General features: G+C 63.3%; 14 protein-coding genes. 11 read left to right on the top strand and 3 right to left on the bottom strand.

Going from position 1 to position 16,744, the window contains the following annotated elements; all coding sequences use genetic code 11:
• Positions 1-128: 128 nt before the first annotated feature.
• The 6 genes from Sa4125_RS21520 (at position 129) to Sa4125_RS21495 (ending at position 5,658) form a co-directional block, all read left to right on the top strand.
• The gene (locus Sa4125_RS21520) at positions 129-1,352 is read left to right on the top strand and encodes an ABC transporter substrate-binding protein (protein WP_224001522.1); all 1,224 of its coding nucleotides are present in this window, start codon (positions 129-131) and stop codon (positions 1,350-1,352) included.
• A 260-nt stretch (positions 1,353-1,612) separates the two neighbouring features.
• On the top strand, positions 1,613-2,401 hold the full coding sequence (locus tag Sa4125_RS21515; RefSeq protein ID WP_224001520.1) for an ABC transporter ATP-binding protein: 789 nt from the start codon (positions 1,613-1,615) through the stop codon (positions 2,399-2,401).
• On the top strand, positions 2,394-3,125 hold the full coding sequence (locus Sa4125_RS21510; protein ID WP_224001518.1) for an ABC transporter ATP-binding protein: 732 nt from the start codon (positions 2,394-2,396) through the stop codon (positions 3,123-3,125). Before Sa4125_RS21515 ends, Sa4125_RS21510 begins: the two co-directional genes overlap by 8 nt.
• Positions 3,126-3,129: 4 nt before the next feature.
• Positions 3,130-4,017, top strand: coding sequence for a branched-chain amino acid ABC transporter permease (locus Sa4125_RS21505; protein WP_224001516.1), 888 nt, complete (start codon positions 3,130-3,132; stop codon positions 4,015-4,017).
• A 4-nt stretch (positions 4,018-4,021) separates the two neighbouring features.
• Entirely contained in the window at positions 4,022-5,002 is a 981-nt protein-coding gene (locus Sa4125_RS21500; RefSeq protein WP_224001514.1) for a branched-chain amino acid ABC transporter permease, read from the top strand.
• A gap of 125 nt (positions 5,003-5,127) precedes the next feature.
• Positions 5,128-5,658, top strand: coding sequence for a dihydrofolate reductase family protein (locus Sa4125_RS21495; RefSeq protein ID WP_224001512.1), 531 nt, complete (start codon positions 5,128-5,130; stop codon positions 5,656-5,658).
• A 159-nt stretch (positions 5,659-5,817) separates the two neighbouring features.
• On the opposite strand, the gene Sa4125_RS21490 is transcribed toward Sa4125_RS21495, so the two are convergent.
• Positions 5,818-7,581, bottom strand: a complete 1,764-nt coding sequence (locus tag Sa4125_RS21490; protein ID WP_224001510.1) for a sensor domain-containing diguanylate cyclase — start codon at positions 7,579-7,581, stop codon at positions 5,818-5,820.
• Between the two features lie 126 nt (positions 7,582-7,707).
• Positions 7,708-9,183, bottom strand: a complete 1,476-nt coding sequence (locus Sa4125_RS21485; protein ID WP_224001508.1) for a sensor domain-containing diguanylate cyclase — start codon at positions 9,181-9,183, stop codon at positions 7,708-7,710.
• 98 nt (positions 9,184-9,281) lie between these two features.
• Here Sa4125_RS21485 and istA point away from each other — a divergent pair, with 98 nt between their 5' ends.
• The 3 genes from istA to Sa4125_RS21470 are packed head-to-tail and all read left to right on the top strand — an operon-like array spanning position 9,282 to position 13,443.
• A complete protein-coding gene (gene istA / locus Sa4125_RS21480) occupies positions 9,282-10,814 on the top strand; it encodes an IS21 family transposase (RefSeq protein ID WP_223998973.1) in 1,533 nt (510 codons plus the stop codon).
• A complete protein-coding gene (istB, locus tag Sa4125_RS21475) occupies positions 10,804-11,598 on the top strand; it encodes an IS21-like element helper ATPase IstB (RefSeq protein ID WP_223998982.1) in 795 nt (264 codons plus the stop codon). The genes istA and istB overlap by 11 nt, the downstream gene beginning before the upstream one ends.
• 36 nt (positions 11,599-11,634) lie before the next feature.
• Positions 11,635-13,443, top strand: a complete 1,809-nt coding sequence (locus Sa4125_RS21470) for an Eco57I restriction-modification methylase domain-containing protein (RefSeq protein WP_224001506.1) — start codon at positions 11,635-11,637, stop codon at positions 13,441-13,443.
• 22 nt (positions 13,444-13,465) lie between these two features.
• On the opposite strand, the gene Sa4125_RS21465 is transcribed toward Sa4125_RS21470, so the two are convergent.
• A complete protein-coding gene (locus tag Sa4125_RS21465) occupies positions 13,466-14,674 on the bottom strand; it encodes an IS256 family transposase (protein WP_223998301.1) in 1,209 nt (402 codons plus the stop codon).
• Positions 14,675-14,835: 161 nt separating this feature from the next.
• Between Sa4125_RS21465 and Sa4125_RS21460 the strand changes: the two genes are divergently transcribed.
• Both Sa4125_RS21460 and Sa4125_RS21455 read left to right on the top strand, forming a co-directional pair.
• Positions 14,836-15,108: a hypothetical protein gene (locus Sa4125_RS21460; RefSeq protein ID WP_224001504.1), complete on the top strand. Its 273-nt coding sequence runs from the start codon at positions 14,836-14,838 to the stop codon at positions 15,106-15,108.
• Complete coding sequence (locus tag Sa4125_RS21455) at positions 15,105-16,733, top strand: ATP-binding protein (RefSeq protein ID WP_224001502.1); 1,629 nt, start codon at positions 15,105-15,107, stop codon at positions 16,731-16,733. Before Sa4125_RS21460 ends, Sa4125_RS21455 begins: the two co-directional genes overlap by 4 nt.
• Positions 16,734-16,744: the final 11 nt, after the last annotated feature.

The raw sequence follows: 16,744 nt of genomic DNA, 5'->3' as shown, positions 1-16,744 counted from the left end.
GTCCTCCTCGCTTGACGGCCTTGTCGCCGTGTCGCACAACTCGGTCCGAACAAAGTCGCCGGGAGGCTTTCTGGGAGGAAAGTGTCCATGATTCCCGAGCGTCGTTTTGAATCTGGGAGGATTTAACCATGCGCCAATACGCCCTCATTCTGGCCGCCTCCGCCGCGGCCATCGCCCTGACACCCTTCACGGCCGCGGCGCAGGAAGTCTCCGACGACGTCGTCAAGATCGGCATTCTCAACGACCAGTCCGGCGTCTATGCCGATTTCGGCGGCAAATGGTCGGTCGAGGCGGCCAAGATGGCAATCGAGGATTTCGGCGGCACCGTTCTCGGCAAGCCGATCGAGATCGTCGACGCGGACCACCAGAACAAGGCCGACATCGCCTCCAACATCGCCCGCGAGTGGTACGATGTGCAGAAGGTCGACGCGATCATGGAGCTGACCACCTCCTCGGTCGCGCTGGCCGTGCAGGGCCTGTCGAAGGAAAAGGGCAAGATCGACATCGTCACCGGCGCGGCCTCGACCGAGATCACCGGCAAGCAGTGCAGCCCCTATGGGTTCCACTGGGCCTATGACACGCATGCTCTGGCCGTCGGCACCGGCGGCGCGCTGGTGAAGGCCGGCGGCGACTCGTGGTTCTTCCTCACCGCCGACTACGCCTTTGGATATTCTCTGGAGCAGCAGACCGGCGATTTCGTCAAGGCCAATGGCGGCAACGTCCTCGGCGCCGTCCGCCATCCGCTCGCCACCACCGACTACTCGTCCTTCCTCCTGCAGGCGCAGGCCTCCGGTGCCAAGGTCGTCGGCCTCGCCAATGCCGGTCTCGACACCGCCAACGCCATCAAGCAGGCGGCGGAATTCGGCATCGTCGCCGGCGGCCAGCAGCTCGCCGCGCTCCTCTTCACCCTGTCCGAAGTGCACGGCCTCGGTCTGGAGGCGGCGAACGGCATCAACCTCACCGAGGGTTGGTACTGGGATCAGAACGACGAGAACCGCGCCTTCGGCGAGAAGTTCTTCGCCCGCACGCAGCGCATGCCCAACACCATCCAGGTCGGCACCTATTCCGCCGTCACCCAGTATCTGAAGGCGATCGACGCCGCCAAGACCGACGAGACCAAGGCCGTCGCCGCCAAGCTGCACGAAATGCCGGTGTCGGACGTCTTCACCAAGAACGGCAAGGTTCAGGCCAATGGCCGCATGGCCTACGACATGTACCTCTTCCAGGTGAAGACCCCGGCCGATTCGACCAAGCCCTGGGATTATTTCAAGGAGATCGCCACCGTACCGGCGGCCGAGGCCTATCTTTCGGTCGAGGACAGCGGCTGCGACGTCTCGGCCTTCCCGAAATAGGCCGTCGCCGCCCGCCGCCGGCGGGCCGATCGATCGATCGATCGACCGAACGAAAGGCCCCGCGGCTGCTGCGCCGCGGGCCCCTTTCCTCGCCGACCGGGTTGGCCGGCGGCGCTTTATGACGACCGGGAGAGCAGCATGGCGCCATCGCCCCAAACAGCGGCCCCTTTCGCGCCCGTGACGGAGACGGTCGTGCCGGATATGTCCGCGTGCCGGCGGCGACGCCCTGGCCTCGCCACGGCCAATGCCGGGGAAGGGCGATGACCGCCGCCGCCCCTGCCGCCGGCACCAGCGGCGCCGGCGAGGTCATTCTCTCCGCCCGTGGCCTCACCAAGGAATTCTTCGGCTTCAGGGCCGTCAGCGATGTCGACCTCGACGTCCGCCGGGGCACGATCCACGCCCTCATCGGCCCGAACGGCGCCGGCAAGACGACGGTCTTCAACCTTCTCACGAAATTCTTCGCGCCGACGACCGGCACCATCACCTTCGACGGCCGCGACATCACCCGCACGGGGCCGGCGGAGGTCGCCCGGCTCGGGCTCGTGCGCTCGTTCCAGATCTCGGCGGTTTTTCCCCACCTGACGGTCCTCGACAATGTTCGCGTCGCGCTGCAGCGCCCGGCGGGCCTCTCCACCCAGTTCTGGCGCTCCAACCGTCTGCTCCACCGGCTCGACGACCGCGCGCTGGAACTCATCGAGGCGGTCAACCTGGCCGATAGCGCCCATCTCCAGGCGGTCGAACTCTCCTACGGCCGCAAACGGGCGTTGGAGATCGCGACAACACTTGCCCTCGACCCGCCGGTGATGCTGTTCGACGAGCCGATGGCGGGCATGGGCGCCGAGGACATCGGTCGCATCTCCGCCCTCATCCGGCACATCGGCAAGGGCCGGACGATCCTGATGGTCGAGCACAATCTCTCGGTCGTCGCCGATCTCTGCGACGAGGTGACGGTGCTGGCCCGCGGGGAGATCCTGTCGCAGGGCAGCTACGCCACGGTCAGCGCCGATCCCCGCGTCAAGGAAGCCTATCTGGGGTCCGAGCATGAATAGCGCCGCGCCACATCCCCAGGCCGGGGCGCCCCTTCTCGAGGTGCGCGATCTCCACGGCTGGTACGGCGAAAGCCATGTCCTGCACGGCGTCTCGCTCGATCTCCACGAGGGCGAGACGATCACCCTCGTCGGCCGCAACGGCGCCGGCAAGACCACCACCCTGCGCGCCATCATGGGCCTGCTCTCGCGCCGCGAGGGCACGATCAAGATCGCCGGACGGGACATGATCAAGGTTCCCGTACACAAGACGGCGCACGCTGGCATCGGCTACGTGCCGGAGGAGCGCGGCATCTTCGCGACCCTCTCGGTCGAGGAGAACCTGATGCTGCCGCCGAAGGTCGCCGAGGGCGGCGTCAGCGTCGAGGAGATCTACCATCTCTTCCCGAACCTTGCCGAACGGCGCAATTCGCCGGGCACGAAACTCTCCGGCGGCGAACAGCAGATGCTGGCGCTGGCCCGGATCCTGCGCACCGGCGCGCGCATCATCCTCCTCGACGAGCCGACGGAAGGGCTCGCCCCGGTCATCGTCCAACGCATCGGCGACGTCCTCCTGGAACTGAAGAAGAAGGGCATGACCCTCCTCCTCGTCGAGCAGAATTTCCGCTTCGCCCGCAAGGTCGCCGATCGCTTCTTCCTGATGGAGGACGGGCACATGCTCGAAAGCTTCCCGACCGCCGAGCTCGATTCCAAGATGGCGCGGCTGCGCCAGGTCGTGGGGGTCTGACGCCATGACGATGATCCTCGGCATTCCCCTCCCCGCTTTGGCCGGCCAGCTCCTGATCGGCCTCATCAACGGCTCGTTCTACGCCCTCCTCAGCCTCGGTCTCGCCGTCATCTTCGGCCTTCTCCGGGTCATCAACTTCGCCCATGGCGCGCAGTATATGCTGGGCGCCTTCACCGCCTATCTCCTGCTGCAGCATGGCGGGATCGGCTTCTGGCCGGCGCTCGTCGTCGCACCCGTCATCGTCGCCGCGGTCTCGGCGCTGATCGAGCGGACCATGCTGTCGCGGCTCTACGGCCTCGATCCGCTCTACGGCCTGCTCTTCACTTTCGGCCTCGCGCTGATCCTCGAAGGCGTCTTTCGCTGGCAGTTCGGCGCCGCCGGCCAGCCCTACGCGCCGCCGACGCAACTGGCGGGCGGCGTCAATCTCGGCTTCATGTTCCTGCCGATCTATCGCGGTTTCGTCATCCTGGCGTCGCTGGTGATCTGTCTGGCCACCTGGTTCCTGATCGAGAAGACGCGGCTCGGCGCCTATCTCAGGGCCGCCACCGAGAACGCGCCGCTCGTCCAGGCCTTCGGCGTCAACGTGCCGCTGCTCCTCACCCTCACTTATGCGCTCGGGGCGGGCCTTGCCGCCATCGCCGGCGTGCTGGCGGCGCCGATCTATCAGGTCAGCCCGCTGATGGGCTCGAACCTCATCATCGTCGTCTTCGCCGTGGTCGTCGTCGGCGGCATGGGCTCGATCATGGGTGCCATCGTCACCGGCTACATGCTCGGCCTGCTCGAGGGGCTGACGAAGGTCTTCTATCCCGAGGCGTCCAACATCGTCATCTTCGCCGTCATGGCCGTCGTGCTCCTCGCCCGGCCCGCCGGTCTCTTCGGCCGGGAGGCCTGATTCCATGGCCGACGCCGCTCTCGCCTCCCCAACGTCCGGCACCGCCACCCGGCAGCAACGCGATCCGCTCGGCCGCATCGGTCTGGCCGCGGCACTCCTGGCGCTCGTCGGCCTCATCGCCGCGCCCTTCTTCGTCTATCCCGTCTTCCTGATGAGCGTTCTGTGCTTCGCGCTCTTCGCCTGCGCCTTCAATCTCCTCCTCGGCTATGCGGGCCTCCTCTCCTTCGGCCATGCCGCCTTCTTCGGCGGGGCTGCCTACGTCACCGCCCATGCGGTGAAGGAATGGGGCTGGGAGCCGCTGTCGGCCATCCTGCTCGGCACGGCGGGCGCGGCTGTCCTCGGGCTCCTCATCGGGCTTCTGGCCATCAGACGACAGGGCATCTACTTCGCCATGATCACGCTCGCTCTGTCGCAGATGGTCGCCTTCATCTTCCTGCAGACGCCCTTCACCCACGGCGAGGACGGCATCCAGAACGTCCCGCGCGGCCATCTCCTCGGCGTGATCGACCTGAACGAGCCGCTGGCGATGTATTTCTTCGTGCTGGCCATCTTCGTCGCCGGCTTCCTCGCGGTCTGGCGCATCGTCCATTCGCCCTACGGCCACATCCTGCAGGCGATCCGCGAAAACGAGAACCGCGCCGTCTCGCTCGGCTACCGCGTCGACCGCTACAAGCTGGGCGCCTTTGTCATGTCGGCGGCGCTGGCCGGCACGGCGGGCTCGACCAAGGCGCTGGTCACGCAGATCGCGACCCTCACCGACGTGCAGTGGCAGATGTCGGGCGAGGTCATCCTGATGACGCTGCTCGGCGGCATGGGCACCATTCTCGGCCCGGTCGTCGGCGCCGGTCTGGTGATCCTCCTGCAGAACTATCTCGCCGCCGTCGGCTTCCCCGTCACCGTCCTCATCGGCATCATCTTCGTCCTCTGCGTCCTTCTCTTCCGCCGTGGTATTGTCGGCGAGGCCATCCGCCTCCTGAAAAGATAGCGACACCCGTTCCGACGCCGGAAATGGTGAGTGCCCGCAAAAGTCTCGTGGCGGGTCATTTCCGGGTCGGGTGGAAAGCGGCGGCTGGCCCGCACCATTCTGAAGAGCCTGTGGGGACTGATGGGATGGCCAAGCTCGTCTTCGGAATGAACCTGTCCCTGGATGGCTATGTCGACCATCAGGAATTTTCGCCCGGTCCCGCGCTCTTCCGTCACTGGATCGCGCATGTTCGAGCCCTGACGGGCAGCCTGTATGGCCGCCGCATGTATGAAATCATGCGCTATCGGGACGAAGACGATCCCGAATGGGACGCGGAGCGCCGCGATTTTGCGGTGGCGTGGCGGTGCCTACCGAAATGGGTCGTGTCGCGCACTTTGAAGTCCGTCGGCTCCAATGCCACGCTTGTCCCAGACGACCTCGAAGCAGTCGTCCGCCGGCTCAAGAATGAGCTGGCCGGCGAGATTTCCGTTTCCGGACCGGAGCTGGCGCGAAGCCTGACCGAGTTGGGTCTTGTCGACGAGTATCGACTTTACTTCCATCCCGTCGTGCTTGGTCGCGGCACGCCGTTCTTCGCCGGTCCCCGGCCGCGGCTACGCCTCGTGGCCAGCGACCGAATTGACGAGGACGTGATGCGGTTGACCTACGTCCCTGCGTGATCGCACGACAGGCCGCGCCGACGGGACGCGGGCCGCTTTCAATGACGGGTCGCGTGGAACCGCCCCTGGCGACACAGCGACCCGTCTCGACGATCTCGGAGATGGCGTGCTTCCATCTCGTGCGGCCGCAAGGGGACAACGGATCTCGGAGCGTCGTCCTCAGGCGACCGCGGCCAACGCGTCGGCAGCTACCAGCTCGATCCCGGCGATACTGGTTCGGTTGCGGCCCGTGCTTTTGGCGCTGTACAGAGCGCCGTCCGCCCGCCGAATGATGTCTTCGACGTCGCGATCCTCGATCCGCGAGATCGTTGCCCCAATGCTGATCGTCACCTTGATCGATACTCCCTCGACAGAGACGGTCATCGCTTCGATCGACTGTCGAGCGCGCTCGGCCCAGACTTCGAGCGCCTGCTGGTCTATCTCGCGCAGGAGAACCACGAACTCTTCTCCTCCAAAGCGCGCGATACGGTCGGTCTGACGCGCGGCATCGGAAAGCGAGCGCGCCACAGCCCGGATGACCTCGTCACCCGCGGCGTGGCCATGCGTATCGTTGACCCTCTTGAAGTGGTCTATGTCTACCACGAGAATGGCAAACCGGCTGCGGTAGCGACGGAAAAATGCCAGGACGTCCGTGGCCTGGGCCAAGAAGCTGCGACGGTTCAGAAGGCTCGTCATGGGGTCGGTATCTGCCAGGAGCCGAAGCGTCTGCACGATCTGCTGATGACGCTCGGCATCCACCGATCGAGCCTGGAGGGAGCGCTCCACATCATCCCGGGCCTCGCTCGCATCGTGCTCGGCAAAGTCGAGCCGGCGGGAAAGCGAACGCAGCGCATCCGACAGGTGAAGGACATCCGATGAGCCGCGCTGACGGTCGAAAAGCGCTGCGCCAGGGCTGCGCCCGATCCGGTCGGCGCAAACAGCCAGCTGCGAGATGGGCCGTGTCACACGAGCCGCGGCGAAAAAGGCGCAGGCGACACTGCCCAGAGCTGCCAGAAGACCGATGCCGAGAATGGTCGCGGTGATCCGATAGGCGCCAGCGAGCGCAACGTCCTTCGGGCGATGGGCGACGACGCGCCAGCCAAGCCCCGGGTAGCTCTCGGCCCCGTGGGTCGGGACCGCCGCGAGAATTTGCTGATGCCCGTTCTGTTCCACCACGAAGTTTCGCGGCTCGGCTTTCGTCATTTCGATCTGATCGTCCGTCAGCCCGACACTGCCGAACTCGCCGCCCAGGATCACACTGCCGTCGGCGGCCGTTACCAGAAGGCCTGTTTCCAGGGCAGGATCCAGCGTCGACAATAGTTGCGTCCGCACATCATTGGCCCAGCTCCAGCTGAGGTGGGCACCGAGCACGCCCGCGACGACGCCGGCCTCGTCGCGCACCGGCGCCGTCACGTCGACGAAGCGGAAGGGTTGACCATCCGGCAGGGGTTCGAGAACCTTGGCGAGCAGTTTTGCCTCATGGATGTCGAGGGCTGCGGGTCCCTTCAGGCCGGCCTTGAACCAGGGGCGCTCGACGACGGACGCGCCGCGCAGCATGCCCTGTGTCGACGCCTGCACGGTGCCGTCGGCCGTGGCGAAGCCGATCCAGGCGTAGCTTGGAAGTGTCTTCTGTAGCTGATCGAGAAGCGTCCTGGCGAAAGACGGATTGGCGCGCCACTGGCTTCCAAGCGAGCCGAACGAGGCAATGTTCTGGATCTCGCGAAATCGTTCGAACATTTCCCGATCGAGCCGCTGCGCCATGGTCGTCGCGAGGTCGCGCATCTGCATGTTGGCGCGCTTGATCGCATTGTCGTAGACAAGGACGGCTGTCGGAATGGCAATCAACGCGACTGTCGCAATCAACAGCAGAGCGGTGACGACGGCCGACTGATGCTTCATGCTGGTGCGGTCGCGCAGCCGGTTGAAGGCTTGTTGAACTGACAATGGTACTATCCCTAGCATTACTGTCCAGGGATCATGCCTCCGGCACCTCTCGGATCGGTTAAAGATCGGCTAGTGAAAAATGGCGATTATGGCCGCGTCGGTCACTCCCACGCTCAGGTAAACGCCTCACGCGAAAGTAACCTCCAAGCGCTTGTCGCTCCGGGCGGCGACCTGACAAGAACGATGGAGGTCGTCGGCAAGAATGTGAAGCTTGAAGCGTTCCGGCACACCCTCCGTGCTAACGAAGTCGATGGCCGCGCCAAGCTGTGAGAGACTTCTGACCGTGCAATCGATTGTCGACCGCCCCGCATTGAAGACGATGCGACCACCTTTCAAGACACGGCGCCGCTGATCGGGAGCCGTTTCCACGACCGGGGGCTGCCACACACAGCAGCGGTTACGGCCGTCCGCCTTGGCCGCGAAGAGCGCGGCATCTGCTCTCTGCAGGAGCGTATCGATGTGGTGAACCGAGCGATCGATGCCGCACACACCGAAGCTCGCGGTGCCGCTGATGGATCCCGGTCCCACAGACAGACGCACCCCTGCGATGCTTGACCGAAGTTTTTCGGCGACAGCGAGGGCTGCCGAAGGCTTGGTGTGCGGCAGGAGAATCGCGAACTCCTCGCCGCCGAGGCGGCCGATCATGTCGGAAGTGCGTATGCCGGCGCGGCACACTGCCACGGTCTCGCGCAGAAGGCGGTCACCGGTGCCATGCCCATGGGCGTCATTGACCTGTTTGAAGTGATCGAGATCGAGCATCAGGAGGCTCAGGTCATGGTCGTGGCGCTGTGCCAGGGACAAGGCACGGCCTGCCTCATCGCGAAAAGTGCGCCGCGACATCGCACCGGTGAGCGCATCGGCCGTGGCCAGCATCCGCAATTCGAGTTCGCTCATCACCAGGGTTGCGAGGTCGGACAGGATATCAAGATCGGCGGCGGAGAAGCTGCGGGGCTCGGTGTCGGCCGCGCACAGCGTGCCGATGGCATGGCCCTCCGGCGTGAGCAGAGGAATGCCGGCATAAAAGCGAAGCCTGAGACCTCCCGTGACACTGGGATTATCGCAAACGCGCGGGTCGACGAGAGCATTCTCGACGACAAGGGGTTGCTCCTGCTTCACGGCCAAATAGCATACGGACTGGGTCAAGTCGGTTTCGAGGACGTCGATGCCCTGACGCGACTTGAACCACTGACGATGGCCGTCGATCAGCGAGATGGCCGAGATCGGCACATTGAATACACGTCGTACCAGACGCGTGATGCGATCGAAGGCTTCCTCCGGCGGGGTGTCGAGGACATCGTACCGGTCAAGCGCGCACAGGCGCTCTTGCTCTCGGGCATCGTCCGCTTGGGCCTTGTCGACTTGCATCTCAATCACCAACGTGAAGGATCGTTCAATGGAGCCGCGATCCTGTCGGTCGGTGTAACGGTCCTGCATTAACGTTAAGTTCATAAGCATCACGGTGGATTGCTGCCGGTCTGGCCGTCGGAGAGTCTCGCCGGAGACGGGACTTGCGGCGCTCGCTTCTCCAAGTCCAAGGCCGAGTATCGGCTTGTCGACGACAAACGCTCGCGCGCGATCGATTGCGTCGGTGTTGATTTCCACCCGGAACTGACCCGGGACAGCGCCTGATTTCCACTGAGATTTGACCCATGTGACCTTTCCCCGAGCGCGGCGAGCGAGGGGACAATGGAGTGATCTACATGGGACTTTTGAACGTCATCCGCCGCTTGGCTTTGCGAGAGAAGCTACCGATCCGAGAGATAGCCAGGCGGACCGGGCTCTCGCGGAACACCATCAAGAAGTATCTGAAGGCCGGCACGATCGAGCCGAAGTTCTCGGTGCCGGAGCGGCCGAGCAAGCTCGACCCGTTCTCCGACAAGCTTGCAGCCTGGCTGAAGGCCGAAGCATCAAAGTCACGTAAGCAGCGCCGGCCTTTGACGCACTTGCATGCAGATCTCGTCGCTCTCGGGTTCACCGGTTCCTACAACCGTGTGGCCGCGTTCGCCCGCGAATGGCTTGCGGAGCGGCAGCGCGAGCAGCAAACGACAGGGCGCGGCATCTTCGTTCCCCTGTCTTTCCGCCCCGGCGAAGCCTTCCAGTTCGACTGGAGCGAGGACCATGCGGTGATCGGCGGCGACCGCACCAGGCTTCAGGTCGCGCATATCAAGCTGGCGCACAGCCGAGTGTTCCTCGTCCGTGCCTATCTGCTCCAGACCCACGAGATGCTGTTTGACGCTCATTGGCACGCCTTCCGCGTCTTCGGCGGCGTGCCTGAGCGCGGCATCTACGACAACATGAGAACGGCGGTAGACCGCGTCGGACGCGGCAAGGAACGCCAGATCAACCTGCGTTTCCTCGCCATGACAAACCACTATGTCTTCAAGCCGGAGTTCTGCAATCCGGCCTCTGGTTGGGAGAAAGGGCAAGTCGAGAAGAACGTGCAGGATGCGCGGCCGCGTCTGTGGCAGCCGATGCCGAACTTTCCCGATCTCGCCACGCTGAATGCCTGGCTCGAGCAGCGTTGTCTGGAGCTCTGGCGGGAGATCCCACATGGCCGTCTTGCCGGGACCGTCGCCGATGTCTGGGCCGAAGAGCAGCCCACCTTGATGTCGCTACCGCCTGCCTTCGACGGGTTCGTCGAGCAGAGCAAGCGCGTCTCGCCTACTTGCCTGATCAGCTTCGAACGCAACCGCTACAGCGTGCCGGCTTCTTTTGCGAACAGGCCCGTCAGCCTCCGTGTCTACCCGGATCGTCTGGTCATTGCGGCCGAGGGGCAAATCTTGTGCGAGCATGAACGGCGGATCGAGCGATCGCATCATCTGCCGCCGCGAACGATCTACGACTGGCATCATTATCTGGCGGTGATCCAGCGCAAGCCCGGCGCGCTGCGCAACGGTGCTCCTTTCGCTGAACTGCCGTCAGGCTTCCGGCGATTGCAGGATCAGATGTTGCGACGGCCCGGTGGCGATCGCGAGATGGTCGATATCCTTGCCCTGGTCCTGCACCATGATGAGCAGGCGGTGCTGGCCGCAGTGGAGCTGGCACTGTCAGAGGGGGTCGCCACCAAGACCCACGTGCTCAACATCCTGCACCGTCTGATCGACGGAAAGACGATCGACGGCCCGGCCATCGACACGCCGCAAACGCTGCTGCTGCGCCGAGAGCCCAAGGCCAATGTCGAGCGCTACGACGATTTGCGCGCCCGCAGGAGTGGAGGCCGCCATGCGTCATGATCCCGCCAGCGGCGCCGTCGTCATCATGCTGCGCAGCCTCAAGATGTATGGCATGGCCCAGGCCGTCACCGACCTGATTGAGCAAGGCGCGCCTGCCTTCGAAGCCGCCGTGCCGATCCTGACGCAGCTCCTCAAGGCCGAGATGGCGGAACGCGAGGTGCGCTCGATCGCCTATCACATGAAGGCAGCACGCTTCCCGGCCTACAAGGATCTGGCGGGCTTCGACTTCTCAGCCAGCGAGATCAACGAGGCCACGGTGCGCCAGCTCCATCGCTGCGAGTTCATCGAAGGAATGGAGAATGTCGTGCTGATCGGCGGGCCGGGCACGGGCAAAACCCATGTCGCGACCGCCCTTGGCGTTCAGGCCGTCGAGCATTATCGCCGGAAAGTTCGGTTCTTCTCGACCATCGAACTCGTCAACATGCTCGAACAGGAGAAAGCCAAGGGCAAAGCCGGCCAACTGGCCGAGACCCTCGTCCGTCTCGATCTCGTGATCCTGGACGAGCTTGGATACCTGCCATTCAGTGCCTCAGGCGGTGCGCTGCTCTTCCACCTGCTGAGCAAGCTCTACGAGCGCACCAGCGTCGTCATCACGACCAATCTGAGCTTCAGCGAATGGGCCACCGTCTTCGGCGATGCCAAGATGACCACCGCGCTGCTCGATCGCCTCACACATCGTTGCCACATCCTGGAGACTGGAAATGACAGCTTCCGCTTCAGAGCCAGCACCGACGCCGCCACCCGCAAGAGGAAGGAAAGCGCACATGCCTTGACCCACACATGACCCACTCAGCATAACTCAGAGCCGGGTCAATTCTCGATGGAAAACCCGGGTCAGTTCCGGGTGGAAATCAACAAACAGCGGATCGAGGAGGCGGAAGCCGGACTCGCCAAGCTCGACCGCGATTTCTCCGACGCAAACAAGCCCGATTACGCGCGCAAGCTTTACCTTATCGACAAGTGTCTGTTCGGCGTCGATATCCAGCCCATTGCGGTGCAGATCGCCAAGCTGCGCTTCTTCATCTCGCTCGTGGTGAGCCAGAAGATCGACCACGATCAGGACAACGCCAACATCACGGCGCTGCCGAACCTTGAAACCAAACTTGTCGCCGCGAACAGCCTGATCCCGATCGAGCGCAAGGCGCAGGCCGACCTTTTCCGCAACACCAAGATCGCCGATAAGGAAGCGGAATTGCGCGCGATGAACGCGCGCTATTTCTCAGCCCGCACCGCCAAGACCAAGCGCTTGCGCCGAGAGGATATCGCCCGCCTGCGCGTTGAACTTGCGGAGTTGCTCAAATCCGATCGCGGCCTGCCGGAAACCGACGCCAAGCTGATGGCGGCCTGGGACCCGTTCGACCAGAACGCCGCCGCTCCCTTCTTCGATCCCGAATGGATGTTCGGCCTGTCCTCGCGGTTTGATCTCGTCATCGGCAACCCGCCTTACGTGAGGCAGGAGGCGATCAAGGATCAGAAGCCGGCGTTTCAGAAGTTCTATTCGGGAACGAAGGCTGCTCCCGGCGCCTATGCCGGCACGGCGGATCTGTTCGTCTATTTCATCCAGCGCGGAATCGAGTTGCTGAACCCCGGCGGAGCCTTCGCCTACATCACCTCGAACAAATGGTATCGCGCAAAATATGGCACCAACCTGCGCGGTTGGCTGAACCGGCAGACGGAGCTACGCCGCATCGTCGATTTCGGCGATGCCGAAGTGTTCGACGCCATCGCCTATCCCACCATCATCATCGCCACGCGGCGCGATGCGCCGGTGCAGCAGCCGGGCGAGCGGGATTCCTTGCGCGTGATGAACTGGCCGCAGGACCTCACCAGAGACGACATCCCCGGCTTCTCGAGGCTGGTGGACGAGATCGGCTTCGACATGCCGCAGAAGGCACTGACCATCGATGGCTGGCAACTGGAGCCGCTGGCGCGGCGCGGGCTGCTGGAGCGCATCCGCTCGGCGGGCATGCCGCTCGGCCAATATGTCGAAGGGCGCTTCTATTACGGGATCAAAACCGGCTTCAACGACGCCTTCGTCATCGACGGGCCCACCAAGGACCGGCTGATTGCCGAACACGCAAGTTCAGCCGATATCATCAAGCCTTTCCTGCGTGGCCGCGACATCAAGCGCTGGCGCGTGGAGCCGCAGGATTTGTGGTTGATCTTCACACGTCGCGGAATCGAGATCGACGCCTATCCGGCGATCAAGCGGCATCTCGAAGGCTATCGGGACAAGCTCGAACCGAAGCCGTCTGATTGGGATGAAGATGCGAACGGCAAATGGGAAGGCCGCAAAGCCGGGCCTTACAAGTGGTTCGAAATCCAGGACAATATCGCCTATTGGCAGGAGTTTGAGCAGCCGAAGATCGTTTATCCAGACATCTACGAGCACCAGAGCTTTGCTTGGGATTGCAGCGGCGCATACGGCGCGAACACGTGCTACTTCATACCAACAGATCAACGCTGGCTTACCGGCTTTCTCAATACGAGTTTGGTTGAATGGCTCTACGGCCAGCTTTCAAACCGTATTCGTGGGGGATATCTGCGGGCATTCAGTGACTACATGCAGCAGGTCCCGATCCCGAACAGAGCGACAGAAGGTCGTGTCCGTCAACGTGGTGGAAATTGAGTGTAGCTGAAGCGGCTCCGTTTCAGGCGACTTCGGTGGAAATCTGTTCGGGTTTTGCAGTGTTGCCCATGGCCATGAGGTCGGCCATGGGTTCGGTCTGCATGTAGCGGTTCTGGATCTGCCATTCGTCGTTGGCCTCGAGAAGGACGGCGCCGATGAGCCGGATGATGGATCCCTCGTTCGGGAAGATTCCGACGACGTCGGCACGCCGCTTCACCTCCTTGTTCAGGCGCTCCAGGGAATTCGTCGAATGGATCCGGGTCCGGTGCTGACTGGGAAAATCCATGTGCGCCAGCACGTCGGTCTCGCTGTTGTCGATGAAGGCCCCGAGCTTTGGACACTTTCCCCGAAGCTGGTCGGCGACGTGGCGCAGCGCCTGGCTGGCGCTAGCACGATCGGGCTGGGCGAAGGCTTGGCGCAGCGCGGCCGCCGCCATGCTCTGCTGCGCCTTCGGGACATACGACAGGGCGTTGCGCATCCAATGCACCCGGCAGCGCTGCCAGGAGGCGCTGAACACCCGGCGAATGGCGGCTTTCAGCCCTTCGTGAGCATCCGAGATCACGAGCTTCACGCCGGACAGGCCGCGGCGCACGAGGCTCTTGAGGAAGCTCGACCAAAACGTCTCCGCTTCCGAGGGGCCGATGTGAAGGCCGACGATCTCGCGCTTGCCGTCCGTGTTCACGGCCACGGCGATTATGGCGGCGACCGAAACGATGCGTCCACCCTCGCGCTGCTTCAGGTAGGTCGCATCCAGCCAGAGGTAGGGCCAGTCGCCAGTGAGAGGACGGTCGAGGAAGCCGCCGACGCGTTCGTCGATGTCTTTGCACAGCTTCGATACGGTGCTCTTGCCGATCCCCGACAGCCCCATGGCCTGTACCAGATCGTCGACCCGCCGGGTGGAAACGCCGCTGATCCAAGCTTCCTGAATGACGGCAACCAAGGCCTTCTCCGAGAGCTTTCTCGGCTCCAGGAACGGCGGGAAGTAGCTGCCCTGCCGAAGCTTGGGTATCCGAAGCTGCAACGAGCCGAGCCGCGTGTCGAGCGAGCGGTCGCGGTAGCCATTGCGATAAGTCGCCCGTTCCTGCGTCCGTTCGTGGCGCCCGGCGCCGATCATGCCTTCAACGTCGACCTCCATAAGGAGCTGCATCACGCTCTCGGCTATCGTTCTCAGGAAATCGCCGTCCCCGGCTTTCGCAAAAAGCTCGGCAAGCGGTAGTCTGTCCTCGGTCATCGGGTTCTCCGGTCAGGTTGAAGTCTCGCAACTCCACCTTAGCCGCCCTATCCGGTGACCGCCTCAGCCACACCTTTCAATGTCGGAATTTCCACCACGAGCGCGGACACTACCCGACAGAAGCGGAGCGGTCTCATATCGATACCATTGTCAGCGTTCAGGTGGAGCGTCCCGACAATCGCCTCGAACAACTCCTCAACGGCTTCGTCTACGAACTCTTCTTCCAAAACGATCTGCACGCCCGCGACCTGACCCTGTTCGACGAGGCGGAACGTGCCGGCCTCGGCACTCTCGCCGGCCTCGAAGGCGCTGCACTGGTGAAGGCGGCGGAAAGCTTCGCCGCCACCCACCTCATCCCCGGCGCGCGCCTGCGCACCATGCTCTCCGACCTCGCCACCCTCGACGTCGTCCGCATTATCGAGGGCCGTGAATGAGCGAAGCCGCTCCGCCTCCTTCGGCGACGGTCGCCGCAGTCCCCGCTACCACACCGGTTGCAGCCGCACCCGCCATCACCCCGCCGCGCATCAAATCCTTCACCCTCTGCGACTTCCGCGCCTTCGCCGGCCCGGAACCCGTCACCTTCCAGCTCGATGGCAAGAATCTGCTGATCTACGGCGAGAACGGCGCGGGCAAGTCCTCAGTGTTCCATGCACTGGACGAGTTTTTCTCCGTCGCCCGCCGTGGCCCGCAAGCGCGCAAGGAGCGATTGCTCGGGCTGAAGAACGTTTTCTCTGGGCAGCCCGATACTGGACTGAAGATCAGCGTCGAGTTCGATGATGGCAAGGCAGTCGCCGAATGGACAACAGCCCGACACCCCGTCGATATTGCGCCGGCGGCGGACGACCGAGTGAAAAACGCCGCCTACCGCAAGGCTATACTCGACTACAGATCGCTCCTCGAAACGAACTACCGCCACGGCGACGGTCCGGTGAACCTGTTCGATGTTTGCATCAACGTGCTGTTGCGGGACTTCGAAGTCGTTCACGATGGAAAGCAGAGGCCGATCTTTGACCTATGGGCAGAGGTCCTCGACCTGGCCGACGTCGAAGCTCGCGGCCGCCAGCGTCTTGGAAGCACTGAAAAACCCAGACTTCTGGCATTGCTGCCCGTGATCAATCAGGGGCTGCGCGACGCCATCGCAACGGTGCTGCCGCAGATCAACCCGATGCTGAAGAAGTTGGGTTGGGACGACCTGGCTGTCACTGCGCTCAATTTTGCCGGCCTGACTTACCGAGATTGGGGTACGCCGCATCTTAGCAGGATCGAGTCGCGCGAAATCGGCGTCGACCTCACGTTCCGCGACCAGCCTGTTGCCCGCCCGCAGGCGTTTCTGAACGAGGCGCGCCTGTCGGCACTGGCGCTCGCCATCTACTTCGCCGGAAGGAAGGTCTGCGCGGCAACACTACAGGCTGACACGCCACGGCTGATCGTGCTGGATGATGTGCTGATCGGCCTGGATCAATCGAATCGTTTGCCTGTGATCGATCTATTGGCAGATGATTTCAAGGACTGGCAGGTCATATTGCTTACCTATGACCGCGTCTGGTTCGAGATGGCCCGCGCCTATCAACGTCGGCATAAGGCGGATCGGTTTTGGACCTATGCCAAGATGCACTCCGACGACGACCCGACGAAGGCGCCAATTGTGACTTTGGCATCATCGAGCGCGCCTGCGGACGTGCTGGCCGATGGTCGTAACTTTCTGAAGCAAGGCCATGTCAACGCGGCGGGCAACTATGCACGTATCGCCGTTGAGCTGGCACTGCGCGAGTTCTGCGAGACCAAGAGGGTCATGGTTGCCTATCAACAGCTCCCGGACAAGACACCCGCCAGTGATTTGCTAACGGCCGCGAAGGACTTCAGCACCAAGGCGAATGGGACTTATGATATCCCTTTGGCGGCAATCGACATGTACACGGCGATACTCTTCAACAAGTTATCCCACGGAGGCGTGCCCGCCGTGACCAGTCATGAGGTCCAAGGTGCCCTGAACGCAGTCGAGACACTGTTGTTTGCCATTAAAGTCGTTCCCACCGGTGCCAAGTTTCCCGTCGCCTGAGGCGGCCAGCC

The organism is Aureimonas sp. SA4125 (genome assembly GCF_019973775.1).
Classification (GTDB): domain Bacteria; phylum Pseudomonadota; class Alphaproteobacteria; order Rhizobiales; family Rhizobiaceae; genus Plantimonas.
Note: the sequence above shows the minus strand (reverse complement) of the source record. Positions and strands in the feature narration are given on the sequence as shown.